The 21,573-nt window shown below is 43.5% G+C and carries 18 protein-coding genes; 14 read left to right on the top strand and 4 right to left on the bottom strand.

What is annotated here, in order from left to right; translation table 11 throughout:
* Positions 1-348 precede the first annotated feature (348 nt).
* The 4 genes from PENNN9_RS09220 (at position 349) to PENNN9_RS09205 (ending at position 5,200) form a co-directional block, all read left to right on the top strand.
* The gene (locus PENNN9_RS09220; RefSeq protein ID WP_058369412.1) at positions 349-2,385 is read left to right on the top strand and encodes a lytic transglycosylase domain-containing protein; all 2,037 of its coding nucleotides are present in this window, start codon (positions 349-351) and stop codon (positions 2,383-2,385) included.
* Between the two features lie 546 nt (positions 2,386-2,931).
* Complete coding sequence (locus PENNN9_RS09215) at positions 2,932-3,462, top strand: hypothetical protein (protein ID WP_227511781.1); 531 nt, start codon at positions 2,932-2,934, stop codon at positions 3,460-3,462.
* Between the two features lie 308 nt (positions 3,463-3,770).
* Entirely contained in the window at positions 3,771-4,754 is a 984-nt protein-coding gene (locus PENNN9_RS09210) for a malate dehydrogenase (RefSeq protein ID WP_058369401.1), read from the top strand.
* 206 nt (positions 4,755-4,960) lie between these two features.
* Positions 4,961-5,200: a DUF2789 domain-containing protein gene (locus PENNN9_RS09205; RefSeq protein ID WP_058369400.1), complete on the top strand. Its 240-nt coding sequence runs from the start codon at positions 4,961-4,963 to the stop codon at positions 5,198-5,200.
* Between the two features lie 77 nt (positions 5,201-5,277).
* Here PENNN9_RS09205 and ribF read toward each other — a convergent pair whose 3' ends face one another.
* Positions 5,278-6,321: a riboflavin biosynthesis protein RibF gene (gene ribF / locus PENNN9_RS09200; protein ID WP_058369399.1), complete on the bottom strand. Its 1,044-nt coding sequence runs from the start codon at positions 6,319-6,321 to the stop codon at positions 5,278-5,280.
* 202 nt (positions 6,322-6,523) lie between these two features.
* Between ribF and PENNN9_RS09195 the strand changes: the two genes are divergently transcribed.
* Entirely contained in the window at positions 6,524-7,153 is a 630-nt protein-coding gene (locus PENNN9_RS09195; RefSeq protein WP_058369398.1) for a GNAT family N-acetyltransferase, read from the top strand.
* A 53-nt stretch (positions 7,154-7,206) separates the two neighbouring features.
* Here PENNN9_RS09195 and PENNN9_RS09190 read toward each other — a convergent pair whose 3' ends face one another.
* From PENNN9_RS09190 to ampD, 3 genes are all read right to left on the bottom strand, one after another.
* Positions 7,207-7,839 carry a hypothetical protein gene (locus PENNN9_RS09190; RefSeq protein ID WP_058369397.1) on the bottom strand — a complete coding sequence of 211 codons (633 nt, stop codon included), beginning with the start codon at positions 7,837-7,839 and terminating at the stop codon, positions 7,207-7,209.
* Positions 7,840-7,958: 119 nt separating this feature from the next.
* Complete coding sequence (gene murJ / locus PENNN9_RS09185) at positions 7,959-9,509, bottom strand: murein biosynthesis integral membrane protein MurJ (RefSeq protein ID WP_058369396.1); 1,551 nt, start codon at positions 9,507-9,509, stop codon at positions 7,959-7,961.
* Positions 9,510-9,649: 140 nt separating this feature from the next.
* On the bottom strand, positions 9,650-10,243 hold the full coding sequence (gene ampD, locus PENNN9_RS09180; RefSeq protein WP_058369395.1) for a 1,6-anhydro-N-acetylmuramyl-L-alanine amidase AmpD: 594 nt from the start codon (positions 10,241-10,243) through the stop codon (positions 9,650-9,652).
* 206 nt (positions 10,244-10,449) lie between these two features.
* Here ampD and PENNN9_RS09175 point away from each other — a divergent pair, with 206 nt between their 5' ends.
* The 9 genes from PENNN9_RS09175 to PENNN9_RS09135 form a co-directional block, all read left to right on the top strand.
* Positions 10,450-12,555: a DUF4105 domain-containing protein gene (locus PENNN9_RS09175; RefSeq protein ID WP_082638058.1), complete on the top strand. Its 2,106-nt coding sequence runs from the start codon at positions 10,450-10,452 to the stop codon at positions 12,553-12,555.
* Positions 12,556-12,629: 74 nt separating this feature from the next.
* Positions 12,630-13,394, top strand: a complete 765-nt coding sequence (locus PENNN9_RS09170; protein ID WP_319822895.1) for an NAD-dependent epimerase/dehydratase family protein — start codon at positions 12,630-12,632, stop codon at positions 13,392-13,394.
* Positions 13,395-13,602: 208 nt separating this feature from the next.
* Positions 13,603-14,631: a hypothetical protein gene (locus PENNN9_RS09165; RefSeq protein ID WP_058369394.1), complete on the top strand. Its 1,029-nt coding sequence runs from the start codon at positions 13,603-13,605 to the stop codon at positions 14,629-14,631.
* A 61-nt stretch (positions 14,632-14,692) separates the two neighbouring features.
* On the top strand, positions 14,693-15,421 hold the full coding sequence (gene pyrE / locus PENNN9_RS09160) for an orotate phosphoribosyltransferase (protein WP_058369393.1): 729 nt from the start codon (positions 14,693-14,695) through the stop codon (positions 15,419-15,421).
* A 125-nt stretch (positions 15,422-15,546) separates the two neighbouring features.
* Complete coding sequence (gene gshB / locus PENNN9_RS09155; protein ID WP_058369392.1) at positions 15,547-16,512, top strand: glutathione synthase; 966 nt, start codon at positions 15,547-15,549, stop codon at positions 16,510-16,512.
* A gap of 251 nt (positions 16,513-16,763) precedes the next feature.
* The gene (murG, locus tag PENNN9_RS09150; RefSeq protein ID WP_058369391.1) at positions 16,764-17,849 is read left to right on the top strand and encodes an undecaprenyldiphospho-muramoylpentapeptide beta-N-acetylglucosaminyltransferase; all 1,086 of its coding nucleotides are present in this window, start codon (positions 16,764-16,766) and stop codon (positions 17,847-17,849) included.
* 99 nt (positions 17,850-17,948) lie between these two features.
* Entirely contained in the window at positions 17,949-19,388 is a 1,440-nt protein-coding gene (gene murC, locus PENNN9_RS09145; RefSeq protein WP_058369390.1) for a UDP-N-acetylmuramate--L-alanine ligase, read from the top strand.
* 158 nt (positions 19,389-19,546) lie between these two features.
* The gene (locus PENNN9_RS09140) at positions 19,547-20,515 is read left to right on the top strand and encodes a D-alanine--D-alanine ligase (protein WP_058369410.1); all 969 of its coding nucleotides are present in this window, start codon (positions 19,547-19,549) and stop codon (positions 20,513-20,515) included.
* 388 nt (positions 20,516-20,903) lie between these two features.
* Positions 20,904-21,573, top strand: a 670-nt coding sequence (locus PENNN9_RS09135; RefSeq protein ID WP_058369389.1) for a cell division protein FtsQ/DivIB, incomplete at its 3' end; no start/stop codon positions are given.

The following is a 21,573-nucleotide window of genomic DNA, read 5'->3' as shown; positions in this document are numbered from 1 at the left end:
TGGTTGAAGGTCAGATGAATGTAGTATGATGAATACTATGCTATAAACACAGTACATTGTTCTGGTCTTGATTCAATTTGATAAATAATAGGTCTATTGTTATATGAATCAAAAGATAGTCAGTGTTAACATAGATAGCATTTTTAATTTCGAAATTGAGTTTATAAAGTTAGCAAAAAGATTAGTGCAGATAAAAGAGCCAAAGCTACATAGATAGTCTTGGCAGTAAATGATGATTAAAACACAAAGAGAGCAAGTATGAGAAAGCAGTCAGCTGCCAATCACATTCAAAATAACAGCCAAGCTAGCGATTTTGTCATGTCTAAACCGAAACGCCATATAACTGTTATGGGCGTGCAAGCCCGATCACTACGTATTGGTGCGCTAAGCTTAGTCACTGCCATGAGTGCTGCTGGGTTGTCACAGGTTGCCTGCGCCCAGCCCACAACAACTTATGGTAATAGCTACCAGCAAGACAATAGTGTGGACTATTTTACGTTGGCTGCACAAGCGGCAGACCACGGAGATATCAATGCTTTGTTTAATTACGAGCAGTTGATGAGTGGTGGATTGTTTGCCATGTATCCGACCTATTGGCGCATGAATTTGGACTTGGAGGCGCAAAGCTCTGCTGCGGTATCGCAGTTCGTTCGTCAGTATCCTAATACGGTAATGGCTGAAAAATTGGTCGCTGATTTTGCCGAAACAAAAGCTGCTTCAGGCGACTACGCTTCGGTACGTCAAGTTGCTAATTTAGTGACAAATGGCGATCGTAGTGAGCGCTGTGCCGTTGCTCTTGGTTTTAATAGTGGCGGTGATACGATGCGCGCGCTGGCAGAAAAGTCAGATGTTTGGTTGAACACGCTTAAGCAGCCTGCACTGTGTGATCAGCTTGCCACTGAGCTTAACAATAATACACTTATTAGTAATCAAGACCGTGCCGCCCGTCTCAAACGCATGTTACGTAAAGGTAAGACAGGCGATATCATGGCGTTATCATCACGTCTTGGTACGCCGATTCCTTATTCTACATTAAGTGAGATTCAGCTTAATCCAAGTGCTTATTTTGGTCGCTTTGGCATGCAGCCAAACAACCAAACCAATCAGTATTTATATCTATATGCCATAGGACGACTCGCTGAAAAGTCATACCGTGAAGCTGCTCTGCAGTTAGATTTTGATATAAAACAAGACAATCAGCGTTCAGCCAAGTTATTGAATGATGATACACGGCGCTACGCTTATCGTATTTTAGGGGTAGAGCGTATGAACCATACCACTGATGATGGTTTTGGCGCTGAGGCGATCGACTGGTTTCGCAACAGCTTAGACGATGACTTTAACTTTGAAGAAGCTGAAGATTATGCTAAAGCAGCTATTCGTTTTAGTCGTTGGGATGATGTGATCGAATCTATTTCGCAGATGGATGCTGAAACTCAAAAACTCAATCAGTGGCAGTATTGGCTAGCACGCGCATACGAACAATCAAATGACAGCAGCAAGCGTAATACGGCTAAGAAAATGTATCAACACTTGGCCAAAAGTAATGATTATTATGGTTTGATGGCTAAAGATAAAGTTGGACAGCGCTTCGATACTAGTAGTCTAGGTGGTGGCAACTTGCCGAACGTAAGTACTGCTGATAAGGCTCGTGTTCTACAAGACCAGCATTTTGCACGCGCTTTCGCTTTATATAATGCTGATGCTAGCCGTGCCTACGCCAACCGCGAATGGAACTGGGCGGTAAAGCAGGCACGTGATAATCGTGATGATGGCTTAATTATTGCAGCGGCTCGTCAAGCCCATGATATGGGCTGGCTTGATCGAGCTATCTATGCAGCCGATAATACTGAGAGAGTAAACAGCTTGGCGCTATCGCATCCAATGCCACATCAAGATGCAGTAGTACGTTATAGTCAATCAGCCGGTATTGATCCGGCGTGGGCTTATGGCATTATGCGTCAAGAGAGTCGCTTTGTAACGTCAGCACGTTCTAACGTTGGTGCTAGTGGCCTTATGCAAATTATGCCAGACACAGCAAAATATATCGCACGTAATCTAGGTGAGTCGTATAGTGCCAGCCGCGCCAATAGTGGAGACACTAATATCCGCTATGGTACATGGTATATGAGTGATATCTTAGGTAAGCTGAACTATCAGCCTGTACTGGCAACGGCAGGTTACAACGCTGGCCCTAACAATGCCAAACGCTGGCAACCTACTTATGGGCCACTTGCCGCAGATCAGTATGTCGAATCGATAGCCTATCCTGAGACCCGCAATTATGTAAAACACGTAATGGAGAACGCGACTGTTTATAGTAGCTTGCTAGGTCGTACTAAGCCAATTAGTGAGCGTATGGGTACCGTTCCAGCAGCATTTTAGATTTGACAGTTATCCAACATTTTTTATATTAGTAGTGTGAGATTAGATTTTGTATAGGGTAGTAAAGACAACGTAAATATACTTTACTACCTTGATTATAGTCGTCATTCTTTACAAAGTTTTACTAAACGGTTTATTCAGAACCGTTGCTTAAATTATTAGCATTTTACGTTCAGAACTTAGCTGCATTTTACTGTATGATGTTGCCTAAATGCTGCTGTTCATGTTTAATAACTATTGAGTATTTTTATATATATGATAAATAATGACCCCAATCGGCCTGCGCATACATCCACCAGATTTCAGTTATCTGCTCAAAAGTGTGCGCGCCAGTTTGTGCGGGTATTTGTTTCAATAGCTAAATTACGGCGAAGTCATATAAAAAGGGATGGGGTACAAAAGTATTGGTTGGACAAGTATGAGAACCACAGCTTTAATAACAGATATTATTCAACCTTAAATATTATAGGTCTAATATTACTACAAGGCTTATTTTTACTACCGGCACAGGCAGCAAATGCGGTTCAATCTGGCCAAAGGGTATTAATGATTGAGATGACGCCAGCGCTGTGCAACCTACAACCTTCACGGGCCCGTATGCGCCAATGTTTAGAAGGTTACTCTTTGACAGTATCTGGGTTAGATATGGGCTACGGTGAGCGCTGTGGACGCGGTAGTGAGCCGCGTTTAACGCCATTGCAGCTAAAAGTCGTTAACCGTATCATGCCAGACACAACTGTACGTAGCCAAGCATGGCAACATCATGGTGCTTGTAGTCCGCTTAGCGCCAGCAGCTATTTCCGTCAAATTACCAATTATGCAGGCGCTTTAAAGCTACCCAGCGAATTGAATACAGGTAATAGTTATACGGTTTCAAAGTCTCGTTTTATCGGACAAATGCTACGCCTAAATAATGGTATGTCCGCTACTGGTATTGACTTAATTTGTCAGGCAGGTAGACGTCGTCAATCTATACTAACTGATATACACGTCTGTTATGACGGTGGCCAGTTTGGTAAATGTAACGAAGTAATAAATAGTTGCGGCAGTAACTTTATTATTTCAGGTGGTAAGTAGCCACTACTAAATCGTACTAATGATAAGTACAAAGCTCATAAAGTATAGCGATAAAAAACCAATCAAAGCAGTTTTCAACTTTTACAGTTCTTTTTGCTGACAAACTTTTGTATGTATAAAATGTAACAATATAGACATCAGTAAGCACCCCGTTGTCCCTAGACGGTTTACTAAATGAAGTGCTACACTAGCTTTCGGTTTGTGACCGCTACCATTGAGCAAGTCTATACCTCATTGAGCAAGTCCATATCTATCATGCCTGTCTGTATAATGATGACATTATCTAATAATTAATTAGGGAGTATTCTATGAAACAGCCTTTACGTGTTGCCGTGACTGGTGCCGCTGGTAATATCAGCTACGCGATGCTATTTCGTATTGCATCTGGTGAGATGCTAGGTAAAGATCAGCCAGTTATTTTGCAATTGCTTGAAATCACACCAGCGCTTGATGCTCTAAAAGGTGTGGTCATGGAATTAGAAGACTGTGCATTCCCATTATTGGCAGGTATCGTCCAAACTGATGATGCAAATGTTGCCTTCAAAGATATCGATTACGCACTACTAGTAGGTGCACGTCCTCGTGGTCCAGGTATGGAGCGTAAAGATTTATTAGAAGCCAACGCTGCTATCTTTTCAGCACAAGGTAAAGCATTGAACGAAGTGGCCAGCCGCGATGTAAAAGTATTGGTCGTCGGTAATCCTGCCAACACTAACGCGCTAATCGCTCAGCGCAATGCACCAGATCTTGATCCACGTAACTTTACTGCCATGACTCGTCTAGATCACAACCGTGCAATGGCACAGTTGGCCCAAAAGACTGACAGCACAGTCAATGACATTAAAAACATGACTATCTGGGGCAACCATTCATCAACCCAGTATCCAGATCTGACTGCTTGTACGGTCAACGGTAAGCCCGCGCTAGATTTAGTAGATCGCGACTGGTACGAAAACACTTATATCCCAGAAGTACAACAGCGCGGTGCAGCAATTATTAAAGCTCGCGGTGCGTCATCTGCTGCGTCTGCAGCCAATGCAGCTATCGCTCATATGCGTACGTGGGCCCTCGGTACTGATGAGAATGATTGGGTATCAATGGGTGTTTACTCAAACGGCGAGTACGGTATTGCTGAAGGTTTGATTTACTCTTTCCCTTGCACTTGTAGCAATGGTGATTGGTCTATCGTAGACGGCGTTGATGTATCATCAGAATTCTCAAAAGAGAAGATGGCAGCGACTGAGCAAGAGCTAAGCGAAGAGCGTGATGCAGTAGCACACCTACTACCATAAGTTGTCAATTGGCTGACGTTATTATGTAGTGTAATTTAAAAGCCCTCTTATACAGAGGGCTTTTTTATGCCTTAAGCATGTATTAATACAATTGATAACGTTAGATAAACGTTGATTAACAGCGAATAAAAAAAAGCTTGCTACAATAAATGCGTTCGATGAAATAATAAGTACAATCAAACTTGCATCATTTAAGGAGTGACGGTATGTTGGGTGAACCTGAATATAGTATGAATGAATTATTTGCTCAGTTAGGGCTGGATAGCTCTGATGAAGCGATTGATCAGTTTATTGAAAAAAACAAATTAGCAAAAGACGAAGAGCTAATCGATGCTCATATTTGGAATGACAATCAGCGAGCTTTTTTAAAAGAAGAATGGTTCAAAGATGCAGCTTGGGTTGAGACTATTGACGAATTAAACGTACGCTTGCATCCGGATGCTTAGAAAAACAACAGATTGATTAAAATAAAAACCCACAGCCTTCCAGGTTGTGGTTTTTACTTATAGACAAAAGACACACTTCAACTTATTTGTTGATGTTCTCGCCATTCAAGTAAGTCTCTAACATCTTGATGAATACCTACTTTGAGTGCTTCTAAACCCTCGTAACGTCGTTCGCCATGCAAAAAGTGCAAAAAGCGTACTTGTAAGGTCAGACCATATAAATCACCTTGAAACTCTGGAAAATGTACTTCTAAGCGCCAGTTATGAGCTTTATCAACAGACGGTCGGATGCCAATATTTGCAGTCCCAAACAGGCTATGCGGACGTAGGCCTACCACACCTGCTTTTTCACCAGTAGCCAGCTCTGTCAAGCCGTGGGGTATTACTTCTCCCGTATCATCGAGGCTGACCACATCAACAGCAAAAATCCCATGAAGAGCAGGCTTTAAACGATCCAAATCTATATTAGCGGTAGGAAAGTCCATCGTTCGACCGATTTTATCTCCATTAACGACCAATCCTGTCATAGTATAGTCGCGACCAAGTAAAATATTGGCTGACTCAATATCACCTGCCAACAGCAAATCGCGAACGCGAGTGGAGCTGATGCGTACCGCTGCACTGCTATCATCTGTGACAGTGTGTAGATTGGTCACATCTAAGCCATAATCTCGTAAAAACTGACTGTCACCTGTACGATCATGACCAAATTTAAAGTCATCACCCAATACCAATGCTTTGACGTTTAGACGCAGCGCTAACAGATCAGCGAACGCTTGCGCTGATAGCGAACGAAACTCATCATCAAAGCTTGCTACGATTAAAGTCTCGACGCCGTTTTCTGCTAGCAAGGCTTGCTTTTCTGCTAAATTGGTCAAGCGTGCAGGAGCCGTGGCTGGTGCAAAAAACTCACGCGGTTGGGGTTCAAATATCATGACGGCAGAGTGAAGGTTTTGCATGTTAGCGATGTCACGCACTTGCGCTAGCATGGCTTGATGACCTAAATGTACACCATCGAAGTTGCCAATAGTGAGCACACAAGGTGCCAAATCTACAGGGCTGGTATTTGTAGGCAAAGTGCTTGGCGAGGCAATCAGTTGCTCAAGAAAATAGGTGTTCATAAATTTCAGCTATGATAGATAAGACCAAATAAAAAACAAAAAACACATCTGTACAAAAAATCAGAGTGTCTAAAACAAGCCATTATAAAGTAAAATAGCCACACTAACATCTATAGTCTGCGGATAATACAAGTATAGTCAATCTACTATAAAAGCCTTACATCGCCTTATTATTAATTGTGTCATTCGCTAGGGAGACTCTATGACTAACATCGCTTTGAACGCTATACCGCCTAACTTATTAATACACAATCTTGATGATCAGTTTATTGTGCATCTTGCCAACAAAGAGGATCTACCAGAGGTTTTAGTAATTTATAATCAAAGCATCGCCGGCAAACAAGCCACGGCAAATCTGACACCAGTGACTTGTGAAGAGCGGGCGAGTTGGTTTAATGAACATCTAGACAGCCCAACACGTCCCATTTATGTGGTTAGAGCAGCGGCTAGTTCGACAGCTAACGTTAATGAGATTGGCGCTCAAACCAAATCGCCAATCGTAGCATGGGGCAGCTTTAGTGACTTATATGCTCGTACGGCTTACCATATTAGCACTGAGATCAGTATCTACCTGCATCATGATTATCATGGAAAAGGTTTGGGCAGCTTACTAACTCGTTGGATGCTGGCGCAAGCGCCAAATCTTGGTATTCAAAATATTGTGGCGCTTATCTTTGCCCATAATAAACCAAGCTTAGGATTATTCAGTAAGCTTGGTTTTGAGCAATGGGGCTATATGCCAAAAGTATGTGATATGCAAGGGTTTATCGCTGATGTCGTGATGCTTGGTAAAGCAGTAGCAGCGAATGAAACAAATAGCGATAAAACGTAGACAAAAGACCACTGTCCAAAAAAGTTGTTGTTAAACCAAAGTACTTAAAGGTATTAACCTAAAATCTTCCATTGACCCTTTATTTTTTGTAGCTCATATGTCAATGGCGCAGGCTCACTTTGGTCTTTTAGCATCAGCTCGCCTATGATAGTGGCACGCGTTTTGTCATCATTATATTTGGTATCAGTAATAGTAACGCCATCGACAGTTTGCTGAAAAGCAGACTGCGTATTGGCCAGCTCTTCTTCAAAATTTGCCATATCTACTTTGTAATAAGAAGCAGCTTGCTTTATATCACCCTCATACAAACTGTCTAAGGCTTGCTTCACAGCATCTTCTGGCGTACCAACTTCGGTTGGATTGGTGACTAAGCTTTTTTGCTTGGCAGAGGCGGTGACAGGATTGACATTGTCACTATCAATAGCAGTTTCCTCTTTAGCGCTACTTGCTATCTGCTCACTTTCAATAGCATTATCAGCATTAGTTAATTCTACGTCTTCCGCAGATGTGTCAACAACAGCTGCGGCATCTTCAGTATTATTAGCAGCTGTCTTTGTTTCTGCATTATCATTATTACTGCAACCACTTAAAAGCAATCCAGTGCTGAGTATGCCAATAGTTAGTATGGTTGGCAAGCGTAACAGTGTAGGTCGTGAAAATTGTAACGTTGAATTTTTAGTTTTCATAATAGTCCTCAATATCCATTTATTCATTAAAGAGCAATTATGGCAACTATCAGCATCCTTCACTGTCAATTCTCATAATAAGCTTGTTTTGGTTTCGTAAGTCAACGCTTTATCCAATTTTATCCATGTTTGAGCTGGCGAGGACGAAAGCCTGTGGCTAATAATACTGCGCCGTATACCAGCGCGCCAATCGTACACATAATGAGCAAAGCTGCTATACGTCGCCATTGAGCGTCATCAGTTGGAAAGTAGGGCAGCATAACATAAAGTACGGCAACCATAGCACTTGTAGCAATCGCAAACTGAGCAAACAGCTTTTTCCAGTGACTACCAAAACGATATATCTCACGCTTATGCAAGAAGTAATACAACAAGCCTGCGTTTACAAAGGCTGCACCCGTCGTTGCTAATGCCAAGCCGCCATGCAGCGGCATATCAAATAGATAGAATATGCCGATAAAAATGACACTAAAAACCATATTGGCAAAAACGGATATGATACCGATTTTTACCGGTGTTCTGGTATCTTGACGGGCAAAAAACGCTGGTGCAAATATTTTAATCAGCATAAAGCCTAAAATACCGCCCGCCATACTACGTAGTGCCAGTGCACTCATCTGTGAGTCACGTAAGGTAAATTCACCGCGTAAAAATAGTGCTTGCATGAGTGCATCTGCGAGTATGAATAGCGCTGCCGATGCTGGTACACCAACTAAGATAATCAATCGTGCTGCCCAATCGATGGTCTTTTTAAAGCTAACATCGTCTTTTTGTGCTTCGCTCTTTGATAGGCTTGGCAAAATCACCGTACCGATAGCGACACCGATTAATCCTAGTGGGAGCTCGCTCATACGCTCGGCTGCATAGAGCCAAGAGACTGAACCGCCTATCATAAGAGAAGCAAATACGGTATTGAGCAGTAGATTAATCTGAGTGACAGAGACGCCAAAGATAGCGGGGAGCATCAGCTTTAAAATGCGTTTGACGCCTTCGTGGCCAAAATCAACTTTGGGTGCGACCAGCAGTTTTTGTTGCCATAGCTGCGGCAACTGTATCAGAAACTGTAGCAAACCAGCGATAGCGACAGCATAGCCGAGCGCCATAATCGGCGTATCAAACATAGGGGCGAAAATCAGTGCGCCGCCAATCATGCACAAGTTCAATAATACTGGTGCAAAAGCCGGTGCAGCAAAACGCCCATAACTTTGCAAAATACCACTAGCAAAAGCGGTCATAGAAATAAACAGTAAGTAAGGGAAGGTAAGACGTAGCAGCTCAGCGGTAATGGCAAATTTATCGGGCTGATCGGCAAATCCGGGCGCAAATAATGTCACCACCCAAGGTGCGATTAAAATCACCACCACCGTCAGCATGGATAGCACCAGCAACAGCGCCCCTGAGGTGCGGCTGACCAGTATCTGTACCTGTTGCAGACTGTATTTTTCTTTATATTCGGACAGTACAGGAACGAAAGCTTGGCTAAACGCGCCTTCTGCAAATAGACGCCGCAAAAAGTTCGGTATCTTGAAGGCGACCAAAAAGGCATCCATCAGGCCACCTGCGCCAAACACGCCTAATAACACAATATCGCGTACCAAACCTAAAATACGCGACAGCATGGTCATGCTACTGACCACCATGGTTGAACGAAATAACCGACTTTTTGCCATGAGAACCTATTTTGCCAAATTGTTTACTAATGGTCGTTTGCTGATTTACTATTGTCAAAAAACTGACGGATTATAGCACTTTCATGGCATATCTATAGCATAGATAAATGAATTGGATGTGGAAATGATAAATGTTACTTCTATAGTTGTTCGGCTACTAACCTACGCAACTTTGTCCATTCAAAATAGTCACCAGGATCGGTCTTACGTCCTGGGGCGATATCGCTGTGTCCAGTTAGGTGACGGCAGGTTTTAGGATAGGCAGCATATAGAGCGACGATTACTGCTGCAAGCGTGTCGTATTGAGAGGTAGTAAAGGACACAAAATCAGACCCTTCAAGCTCGATGCCAATGCTATAATCGTTACATTCAGGTCGGCCAAGGTAGCTGGATCTGCCTGCATGCCACGCACGATCGTTAAAATTGACAAATTGAGTAATAGTGCCATCACGTTCGATAAATAGGTGCGCTGAAACTTCTGCGCCTTTAATGGTTTGAAAATAAGGATGCGCATCCCAGTCTAATTGATTGGTAAATAATGCTTTTACATAATGCACGCCATCAGTGCCGCGCGCGCCAAACTCATTGGGTGGTAGGCTAATATTATGAATGACGATAGTATCAATAGTCGTATTGTCAGGTCGTTTATTAAAATTGGGTGACGCAAGCCAAGTGGCTGCCGATAATAAACCCCCGTTAATAGTCATTGACGATGGCGTGATTGAGCTTGGCATAATGTTCTCTTTGTATAATGATTTTAATATCGTCAATGCATTATAAAAGTGTTAATGCGTCAATCTTGCAGTATGACCTATATACCTGCACTTGATTGCTTTATCACGCTTCTAAATTAAATTGACGATAGCTTTTATAAAATAATAACGCGCGAGATTTTACCTCGATAGCTTTTATAAAATAATAACGCGCGAGATTTTACCTCATGTCTATAAAGCCGACTTTTATATCTGTAGATTGTACCCTAGGCACTATTAGCCTGCGAGCTTGCAGTCATCGGGCATGTTTGCCACTTGTTATTGCAGGGCTGCTACTCTCTGCACAAGCGCAGGCTTTTTTGCCAACGCCAGTATCATTAGTAACGACGGGTGATTTGGCAACAAGCGCAGCTATGACCGATGCAACTGCCAAAACTAGACAGACTATGGCAGATAATAAGGTCGACAACATACAGAATACTCAAAGCAGTGTAGCTGAACCGTTGCTAGTAAAATGGCGTAAGCAAGTACAAGCGCAAAATCTGTCTGAGCATACAACGTGGCGACGGTTATTGTACTTTTTGGATGATAAAAAATCGCTCTTTAATAAAGGTGCGTCCAAGAGCCTCATCGACAACCCAACGTTTTTTCTCAGTGCTGATGGCCTGTATGATGCAGATGCTGAGCTGGATGCGATGCTCGTAGCGTTGAGCAATCAAATGACAGCGCCTAGCAACAATTCAGCCGTTTGCCGTTTTCCCGCGCGTACGCAGTGGCTGACTGAGACTTTAGGCATTGATAGTTCGCGCTTGCAAGCGGACTGTCCAGAGCTTAAAGAGTGGATGGCTATGCTGAACCCCGAGCAGCTGTCGATTATGTTTGCTGAGGAGTATTTGGACAATCCCATCTCCGCTTTTGCTCATACCTTGCTGCGTATTGACTCGCCAGTAAGCGCGGCAGATCCTAGCCAAATTCATCATGCTTACGCGCTCAATGACACCGTCGATGGCAATCCTGACGATGCTTTTGCCGTTTATGCTATTAAGTCAACCACAGGTGGTTATAACAATAGAATTGAGATTGACCCTTATCCAGAAAAGCTGGCCAAGTATCTTAAAAACGATGAGCGCGACGCGTGGACTTATCAGTTAGATTTGACACCCGCAGAGGTGCAGCAAATTATCCTGCATGTGTGGGAAACCAAAGATTTAGACATACCCTATTATTTTACTACAGACAACTGCGCCTCTGAGATTCTGCGTCTGATTGATGTTGTGCGTCCTGAGCAGGATTTGCTCAACCAACTGCCTTATGTGGTCATACCCTCTGATGTAGTGAAGCTGCTTAACGACGAATCTCTATTAGCAGATGCACGCTATACACCGTCTGACAGTACGGTGCGTCAAGCTGAGCTGAATAAAGCCAGAGCCGCGGCCGCGCTTGGTTATCAACAATTAACCAAAGATGACGCGGATAATATTAAATCAGCAGAGCGCAATTTGGCATCGAGTATATCTGCTGGCGACTCTACGCCAAAAACCATTATAGATCACGGTATTATAGCCTCGGACAACAACCCAATCGATAGGCATCTATTACAAGTGGCTCAGATTGGCGTAGGTCAACGCGGCGACAATGGCTACTTTGATGTGGGATTACGTTTGGGGTTTCATGACACCCTTGATCGCGCTTCAGGATTTCCTCAGTTTTTTAATTTAGAAGCGCTGGCCACGACAGTGCGTTTTTATGAGACGGACAGCAGCAAAGACCATGAGCCGGATCGTATGGTGTTAGAGAATTTTACAATACTGCGAGGCCGATCTTTTAATCCTGTCAATACCGCCAAGCAAGGCAAGACGTGGGGCGCAAGTATCGAGGCGACACGCGTAAATGATGGATCGCAAGAAGCAGGACGCGACCATTTAGTCGGGAGCGTCGGCTATGAGACGGGCTGGTCGTGGGCGCTTGGGACACCAAAATCAGATACTGGTGAAATGCCACCGCAGCTATGTTATGCGCTATTATCAGGCAAGGGGCAAGCAGGCCGCGGCATCCATAAAGGCTTTCGTGTCGGTGCTGGGGTAAATGCTGGCTGCCGTTATCAGATTAACAATCAGTTACGCGCGCAGGCCCAATTGCAATTGCCATATTGGTATCATGGCAGCAGCGACGACTCTAACGTTCGTGGTCATTATTGGCAGCCAATCTCAAGCTTAGGTCTGCAATACGATATCGATAAAAAACAAGCATTACGCATCAATGCCAACTACGATTGGCAAGATCGTGTCGTTGCCAATGACGATGTACAGCTGTCATATAGACGTTATTTTTAATCGCTGTTATAACAGTCATACTCGACAGATACGCCAAAAACCGTGACAAAAAATAGCCAACCAAAGGATGCATTATGAGTACGCAAAATCTACTGATTATCGGACAAGGTGATATCGGTCTGCCAGTCACTAATAAGTTTGCTCAGGATGGTTTATTGGTCACAGGTCTTGCGCGCAGAAAACGCGAGCATTATGATCTGCATAATGATGCAACGTTTATGCAGGCGGATGCGTTGACACTTAGCGCTGATGAGCTGCAAGACTTTACGCATATGGCGATTATCGTCACGCCTGATGATTATTCAGCCAGCGGCTATCAAAACAGCTATTTGGCGATTGCTCAGCATTTAGCCGCACTGGCCAATCAGTTGCCAAACCTTTCGCGTGTCGTTTTTATTTCCTCAACAGGCGTTTATGGGCAAGATAATGGCGAATGGATAGACGAAGATACTGTGCCGACCATACCTGAGCGCAAAGCCTCTCAGATTATTTTGCAAGCAGAAAAGACGCTACAACAAGGTTTTGGTAATCGCACTATTATTATTCGTCCGAGCGGAATTTACGGACGCGAGCGTCTCATGCGACTGCGTAAAGCCCGCGAACCACAAAAAGAGCCAGTGGCAGCGACGCACTGGAGCAATCGTATTATGGATCGTGACTTGATCAATATTATCGCCAAGGTCTTGACCATTGCTGCGCCAAAACCGCTTTATATAGCTACTGACTATGCGCCAGTCACGACTTTTGAGCTTGGTGTCTGGCTCAGTGAGCAAGTGAGAGAGGTACCTCCTACAATAGATGATAAAAAAAACCGCTGTTACTGGGAAACGCTTACATAGCAACATTCCGTTAGCGTGGCTCGATTATCCTGACTGGCAAGTAGGCTACCGTGATATTTTGCGCCATCAAGCGTAAAATATCCGTACTATAGTCAATCTTAAATAAAACTGGCACGCAAGGAAAATTAATACCAGTAGTGCTGTACCTATTTTAAAGTAGGTTAACTATATTTCGCGCTTATTGTTTTTTATCATTTATGGAGATTACATGACCCAGCCTTCTACTTCTGATAATCGCTTACCCAGTGCCGAACTTGCAGCAATAGGCGATAAGCTGCCAGAAGGCAATTCTGAGATGTCATCTACGTTGCCCGATAGCAAGCAGCCTGCAATCGTGCACCCAAACTTTGATCCGAGTCAATCGCCACTTGATCCTGCGCGGCCTTTGAGTGATATTCCAGAGCCTGCTCGACGCTTAAACGGTCAATTGCACCGACTCTATGGAAGCTCGGCGCGGTTCTATCAGCCTTGTGATGACAGCTTATCAAAATGGAAGCTGATTGCATCAGAAGCACTGGCTGAGCATTTATCATTACTAAATGCGGCAAAGCTTGTTGAATTTCCTGATAATTTTTATCAAAATCATAGCGAGCAGCCACTACTGTTACCGCTAAGCGACATGACGTTATTAGATATGTCAGATGTCCATCAAACGCTTCGAGCTTATCCAAAACTGAATCGTTATGGTTTTGCGCCTGCTGATAACCCGGTAAAAACCAATGAAAATGATGGTTGCTCTAATAACAATGTCTCCAATAATAACGATGATACTAAAACGTCTTCAGCCTCGTTTCGTGCGTTGACCAAACGTTATAATCCTGATGAGTTACTCAATAGCCTTTATGCCGATGACTGGCAAGTGATTTTGCAGCCGCAGCAGTTTGAGACAGGTGAAGGCAGTTTGGCGACAGACATTATGGCCTGTAGCGTCGCAGTCCATGCGCTAAAGCAGTGTCGTACACGCAAAACTATCAATCATAGCTATAGCGCGGCGCAAATCTGTCAGCATATCCGTAGTTATTTGCTCAGCCAGCTTGATCTTGAACCAGCACAGCGTTATCAGTATCGTCAGATTCGACTATTTGCAGGACATATTATTGTTGCGGCTTACCACTTAGGTTGGGATATACAAGTGAGCCATGATGGTCAGTGTTATTTTAATCTCTCATCGCGTAGTGGCCTACTAACTCGTTATCCTAATATGCAGGATTACGACATCAATGGTTGGTCAAGCTGATCAATAATGCGTACAATAATGCAAATTTTTTGTCCTTTATTTTGCTGATAGGAATAACATAATGCTCAATGCTTCAGTGTCCGATGCTCAACATGTCCAAAATGCCTCTTTCTCATCTCATCAATTCATCCAGTTGGCTTTAGATAATCAAGTCCTAAAGTTTGGTGAGTTTGTGCTTAAGTCTGGCCGCATCAGTCCTTATTTCTTTAATGCTGGTCTGCTAGCGACAGGTGAGATGTTATCGTTACTAGCGCGTGGTTATGCCGATGCTTTGGCCGCAGAGATGGCTAGCAATAACGGCACAGATGTGAAAGAGCTGGTCATTTTTGGTGCGGCTTATAAAGGTATTCCATTCGTTGCCGCAACAGCGCAAGCGTTATGGTTGCATCATGGCATTAATGCCAAATGGGGTTATAACCGTAAAGAAGCCAAAACTCACGGTGAAGGTGGTAACTTAGTAGGTGCTGATGTCAGTGGCAAGACTGTCTGGGTACTTGATGATGTTATTACGGCGGGCACGGCGATGCGCGAAGTGGTGGAGATATTAGAGCAATCGGGCGCAAGCGTTGCGGGTATTATTGTAGCACTTGATCGTAAAGAAAAAGGCCAAGGCGAGCACTCTGCTATTCAAGAGTTGGCTGCAACGCTAGAGGTACCAGTACGTGCGCTTGTCAACATTGATGATTTAATCAGCTATTTGGCAGACGACCATGGTGCACAAAACGGCCAGCATAAAGACGCCACCCAACTCGCAAAAATGCAGCATTACCGTGAGCAGTACGGCGTATAGTCAGTCAAAGGCGGTTATTATTAACGTTTTTTAGCTTTCATGTGTTTGTAAATATGTGCCTATAAATCAGCGCTTATAAATTTCGATAACTGCCTATTCATAATATAACGTAAGTGAGCCTTATCATGAGCCAAGAAAATCAAAAAAAATCTTTAAAAATACTCGTCATCATGGATCCTATTGAGCAGATTAACTATAAAAAAGACACCACTTTAGCAATGATGTGGGCCGCTCAAGATCGTGGTCACACGCTTGGCTATTGTCAGATTCATGATCTTTGGTTGGATCGTGGGCAGTTGATGGTCGATACGCAGCCAGTAACGGTAAAGCGTGATCCTGAAAATTTCTATACGTTAGGTGATAAGGTGACAGGTCCAGTCAGCGACTATAACGTGATTTTGATGCGTAAAGATCCACCGTTTGACATGCGTTTTGTTTATACGACCTATATGCTTGATCATGCCAAAGCGGCAGGCGTGTTGGTGGTCAATGACCCACAAGCGATTCGCGACTGTAATGAGAAGTTATTTGCGACTTGGTTTAGTGATTATATGAGTCCAACGATTGTGACCAGCAAACAAGCGCATATTCGCAAATTTATCACTGAGCAACAAGATGTCATCGTTAAGCCGTTAGATGGCATGGGTGGCACAGGTATTTTTCGCCTGACTGCTGATAGCCCAAATATCGGGGTGACGCTAGAAATATTGACTGAGCTTGAGACCTTGCCAATTATGGCACAGCGTTATTTACCAGAGATTGTCGAGGGTGATAAGCGTGTGTTAATCGTCGATGGGGTAGTGGTCGATTACAGCTTGGCCCGTATTCCTACCAAAGGCGAGACCCGTGGTAATCTAGCTGCAGGTGGTAGCGGTGTGGCCATGCCGCTCACGGATATTGAACGCCAAGTGGCAGAAGTGGTCGCTCCAATTGTCAAAGAAAAAGGCCTCATGTTCGTCGGTTTAGATCTAATCGGTGGCCGTATTACCGAGATTAACGTCACCAGTCCGACTTGTGTACGCGAGATTGATGATCAATGCGGTACTGATATTGCGACAGACTTTATGATAGCGATAGAAGCTCGTTGTTAAGGGTTATATTTTAAGGATTGTATTTTGGAGCTGAGAAGTTATTAATTTTTTGATAACTCTCATTTTTATTGTTTGGCATTAAAGTGTTTCAACCCGTTATTTAAGCGATAAAGTGCTATATAAATAAGCATAGATTCCTCTATACTATGCGGGCTTTAGTATGTGAGCTTTTAGATTAAAAAGCTTTTGTTAATATATCAGTGGCTATTACTTAATATTCATTTTAGTACAGATAAGAAAGGCAGGCGTTAATGAAGACACCGCATATACTGATGATGGCCGCTGGTACCGGTGGCCATGTATTCCCAGCGCTGGCAGTTGCTGAGGAATTGACCCAACGCGGTGCCATTATACACTGGCTAGGTACGCCAACTGGCATGGAAAATGGTCTAGTTGAGCCGACTGGTTATTCCTTCCATCCTATCGCAATGCAGGGATTACGCGGTAAAGGTATCACGCGCTTAGCCAAGTTACCTTTTACCTTGCTATCAGCGACGATGGCTGCAGTCAAAATTATCCGTAGTAATCGGATTGATATGGTGGTGGGCTTTGGTGGTTACGTAACCGCGCCTGGTGGCATTGCAGCGCGTATGACCAATACGCCGTTAATTATTCATGAGCAAAATGCCATCGCTGGTATGAGCAATCGTTATTTGGCTAAAATTGCGTCTAAAGTACTACAAGCGTTTGAAAATACATTTGCCAACAGTCAGAAAGATGCAAAGCTTGAAACCGTAGGTAATCCAGTACGTAATGCTATCTCGGGTGTCGCTGAACCGATTAAGCGCTACGATAACAGTGATCATTCACCTTTAAAGCTATTAGTCGTTGGTGGCTCATTGGGCGCGCAAGTATTAAACGATACCGTACCTAAAGCACTCTCATTAATAGACCGTCCTTTTGAGGTGCATCATCAATGTGGGCGTAACAATGAGACGGCTACAAAAGCAGCTTATGATAGCAAGGATTTAAGCGTTCATAAGTTTACCGTGCAGCCGTTTATTGACGATATGGCCGCGGCTTATAATTGGGCAGATGTTATCGTTTGCCGAGCTGGCGCGTTGACAGTTACTGAAATTCAAAACGTCGGTATTGCCGCGATTTTTGTGCCACTACCGCATGCGGTAGATGATCATCAAACGGCTAATGCGCGAACCTTGACGTCACACGATGCTGCTATTCTGTTACCGCAGTCTGAGCTGACACCGCAACGTTTGAGCGATGAACTTGCAGCGCTTGAGCGTCGCACTTGCTTAGAGATGGCAAAAAAAGGCCACGCTCTTGCGAATCGTGGCGCTACTAGCCAAGTTGCTGATATTATTTGGCAGACGCTATAGATTCTACTGCAGCAATCAGCAAATTTACGACTGATTATTTTTATAGCCCCTTATTTTAATTCACTGAATTTTATTAGTCTTTAATAAAGAGAACTCCTTATGTCTACCTCTGCGAAAGCTCTACCCAAGCGTTTGATTGAAATACCAGAAATGCGCCGTATTCAGCATTTGCATTTTATTGGTATTGGCGGTTCAGGTATGTGCGGTATCGCTGAGGTTATGAACAATCAAGGCTATCAAGTTAGTGGCTCTGATATCGCTGATAGCATGATTACTCGACGTCTACAGCAGATTGGAATTAATATATCAATTGGTCATGATTCTAAAAATATTGCCAATGCAGATGTCATCGTTGTATCTTCAGCGATTGATCGTAGCAACCCTGAAGTAAAAGCTGCACTAGAGGCGCGTCTACCAGTGGTACGCCGCGCTGATATGCTTGGCGAGTTAATGCGTTATCGTCATGGCATTGCGGTTGCGGGCGCGCATGGCAAGACCACAACGACCAGTTTGCTAACTACCATGATGGCAGAAGGGCAGCTCGATCCTACCTACGTGATTGGCGGGAAGCTCAATGCCTCTGGTAAAAATGCCGCGCTTGGTAGTAGTCGTTATTTGGTTGCTGAAGCAGATGAGTCGGATGCGTCGTTTTTGTCTTTGCATCCGATGGCGGCGATTGTCACCAATATCGACCAAGACCATATGGAAACCTATGAAAACAGCTTTGATAAATTAAAGGCAGCTTACATTCAGTTTTTACAAAACATGCCGTTTTATGGCTTGGCTGTGGTGTGCGGTGATGATCCAGAGCTGTATGCGATGATTGATGATATTGGCCGTCCCGTGCTGACTTTTGGTCTCGAGCCTTTCAACGATGTACAAGCAGTCGATGTGGTTAGTGAAGGCACTAAGACTCATTTTACCGTTCTACGCCGTGACCGCGAACCATTGCGTCTGACTCTAAATATTCCTGGGATTCATAATGTCTACAATGCCCTTGCTGCTATCACGATGGCGACAGATGAAGGCGTAGACGATGAAGCTATTGAGCGTGCTCTACAGAAGTTTGAAGGTGTCGGTCGCCGCTTTGAGCAGCATGCCTCTGTCACCATCGATGGCGGAGATGTATTACTGATTGATGATTATGGTCATCATCCAAAAGAAGTCGATGCCACTATTAAAGCTGCGCGTCAAAGTTTCCCTGATCGTCGTTTAGTGATGCTGTTTCAGCCGCATCGTTATAGCCGTACGCGTGATTGCTTTGATGATTTCGTTGAAGTGCTTTCAAGCGTGGATGAGTTGCTATTATTAGACGTATATTCAGCGGGTGAAAGTCCTATTGCAGGTGCTGATACTAAGGCCTTGGCACGTAGTATTCGTCTTCGCGGCGCCGTTGAGCCCACGATTGTTGATAAAGACAATCTTGCGCCTGTTATGCAGCGCCTGCTAGAAGCTAATGATATGCTTCTCACTCAAGGTGCTGGTAACATCGGCCAAATTGCTATCGATTTAGCTGCTAATAATTTATATATTAAGTAAGTCTTAAAGGATTTTTGGAAACTATACTCATGACTATCAATAACAATCAAGAAGATTCAAATGCTTTTGATAAAACCATCAATGGTGCAGATGATAAAACATTTATCACTAATCCAGAGTCAGCTTTAGCAGCAGCTGCGCAAGCAGAAAAAGATGGTATGGAAAATAACCAGCCAAGCCAAGCTTCACCATTGAGTATTACTCCTAGCAAAGTAAAAGATGCCAGTGAGTTTGGTAAAGTCGCCGTCATTTATGGCGGTAGTAGCAATGAGCGTAGCGTATCGCTAGACAGTGGCGCAGCGGTATTGCAGGCTTTACAAAACCAAGGCGTTGATGCTACTCATTTTGACCCTAAACATCAGGACGTTACTGAGCTTCGTGAGTATGATCGCGTGTTTAATGTGTTACATGGTCGTGGGGGTGAAGATGGTTTACTACAAGGTGTGTTGCAGTGGTTCAATATTCCGCAGACAGGTTCAGGCATTTTGGCATCAGCACTGGGTATGGATAAAGTACGCACCAAGCAGTTATGGCAAGGTTGTGGATTGTCGACCGCGCCATTCTCATTACTAACGGCTGACACCGATTGGCAGCAAGTGGTCAATATGCTGGGCTTGCCGCTTATCATCAAACCGGTGCATGAAGGCTCAAGTATTGGTATGACCAAAGTCAATAATCTCGATGAGCTACCTGCAGCATACGCAACAGCAGTCCAATGCGGGGATGCGGTTATGGCTGAGCGCTGGATTACTGGACGTGAGTTTACGATTGTCATTATTGATGACGAAGCTTATCCAGTGATACGTCTTGAGCCTGCTGATATTACCAACTTTTATGATTTTGAAGCCAAGTACAATCGTAACGATACCAGTTATTATATTCCGTGCGGCTTAAGTGAGGCCGACGAGAAGCACTTACAAGCGTTAAGTCTTGCAGCATTTCGTGCTGTTGACGCAAAAGGCTGGGGACGCATTGATGCTATGCAAGACGAAGCGGGCAACTTTTGGCTACTTGAAATTAATACCGTACCTGGTATGACCAGTCACAGTTTAGTTCCTATGGCAGCTAAAGCTCGGGACATGGATTTTGACAAGTTATGCTGGCATATATTGGCACAAACGCTTTAATTGGTAGAGATTACTCATTATGGATTGTTTTATAAAAGATAAGATTTATTACAGTTTATTAAACTAAATGATTAATATTCCTAGTACTGTATTGAACAAAACGGATATAATGCCACTTTATATTGTATCATTAGCCCTTCTATAACACAGCTTCATGTAAACTTGTGTAAAATCACTGGCTGCAGCATGGGTTAGGCTATTGTTTACCATCAAAATACGTTAATATTGTGATGATTGGCTTATGTTGATGATATTTAGCTCATTTTAAGCATTTTTTGTTATATAGAATGACAAAGCCATAATAAAAGGTGTTTAGTAGAATAATAGTTATTCAATCAAAGTATTTATTAAGTTAATAACATATAAAAGTATAGGGGCAAATGCGGCTATGGCTCAAACTGTCAATGGAACAACTGACTTGATGAGTGATGATGCCCGTCGCCCAAGATCTAACTTACAAATACCTGCATGGTTAAAGTATTTTTTTACGGCACTCGTAATAGGACTGTTGTTGTTAATACTACTTATGGGTGGTAAAGCATTACGTGATGCACCGCCAGCTGCTATCCATGTTGATACACAAGATTTGTCTATTGCTCAACATCAAGCATTGCAACAAACCATGAACCAGCAAGCAGTAAGCAGTTTTTTTACGACTGATTTGCAGGCGTTACGAGATATTGCAATGGGTCTTGCGTGGGTCGATGAAATTAGTGTGACCCGAGACTGGCAACGCGGTATTGTTATCACTGCATTGCCCAAACAAGCAGTAGCTAATTTTGGGACAGAGCGCTTGGTTGATGCAAAAGGTGCAGTATTCGTGCCAGCTGATAACGAAGAGTTGACTAGGTCACGGTTTGCTACATTGCAAGGTGAAATAGGTCAAGCGTCCGTTATTATGCAACAAATGCAACAAATAAATGACTGGTATGTTCCGCTTGATATGCGAGTAGAAGATATTATTTTAACACCTCGAATGACATGGCTGATACGTTTTAACGATGGTCTACGTGTCATTGTTGATAATGAGAATACTGCACAAAAGCTGCTTAATTTGA

This window comes from Psychrobacter sp. ENNN9_III (assembly GCF_001462175.1).
GTDB lineage: Bacteria > Pseudomonadota > Gammaproteobacteria > Pseudomonadales > Moraxellaceae > Psychrobacter.
Note: the sequence above shows the minus strand (reverse complement) of the source record. Positions and strands in the feature narration are given on the sequence as shown.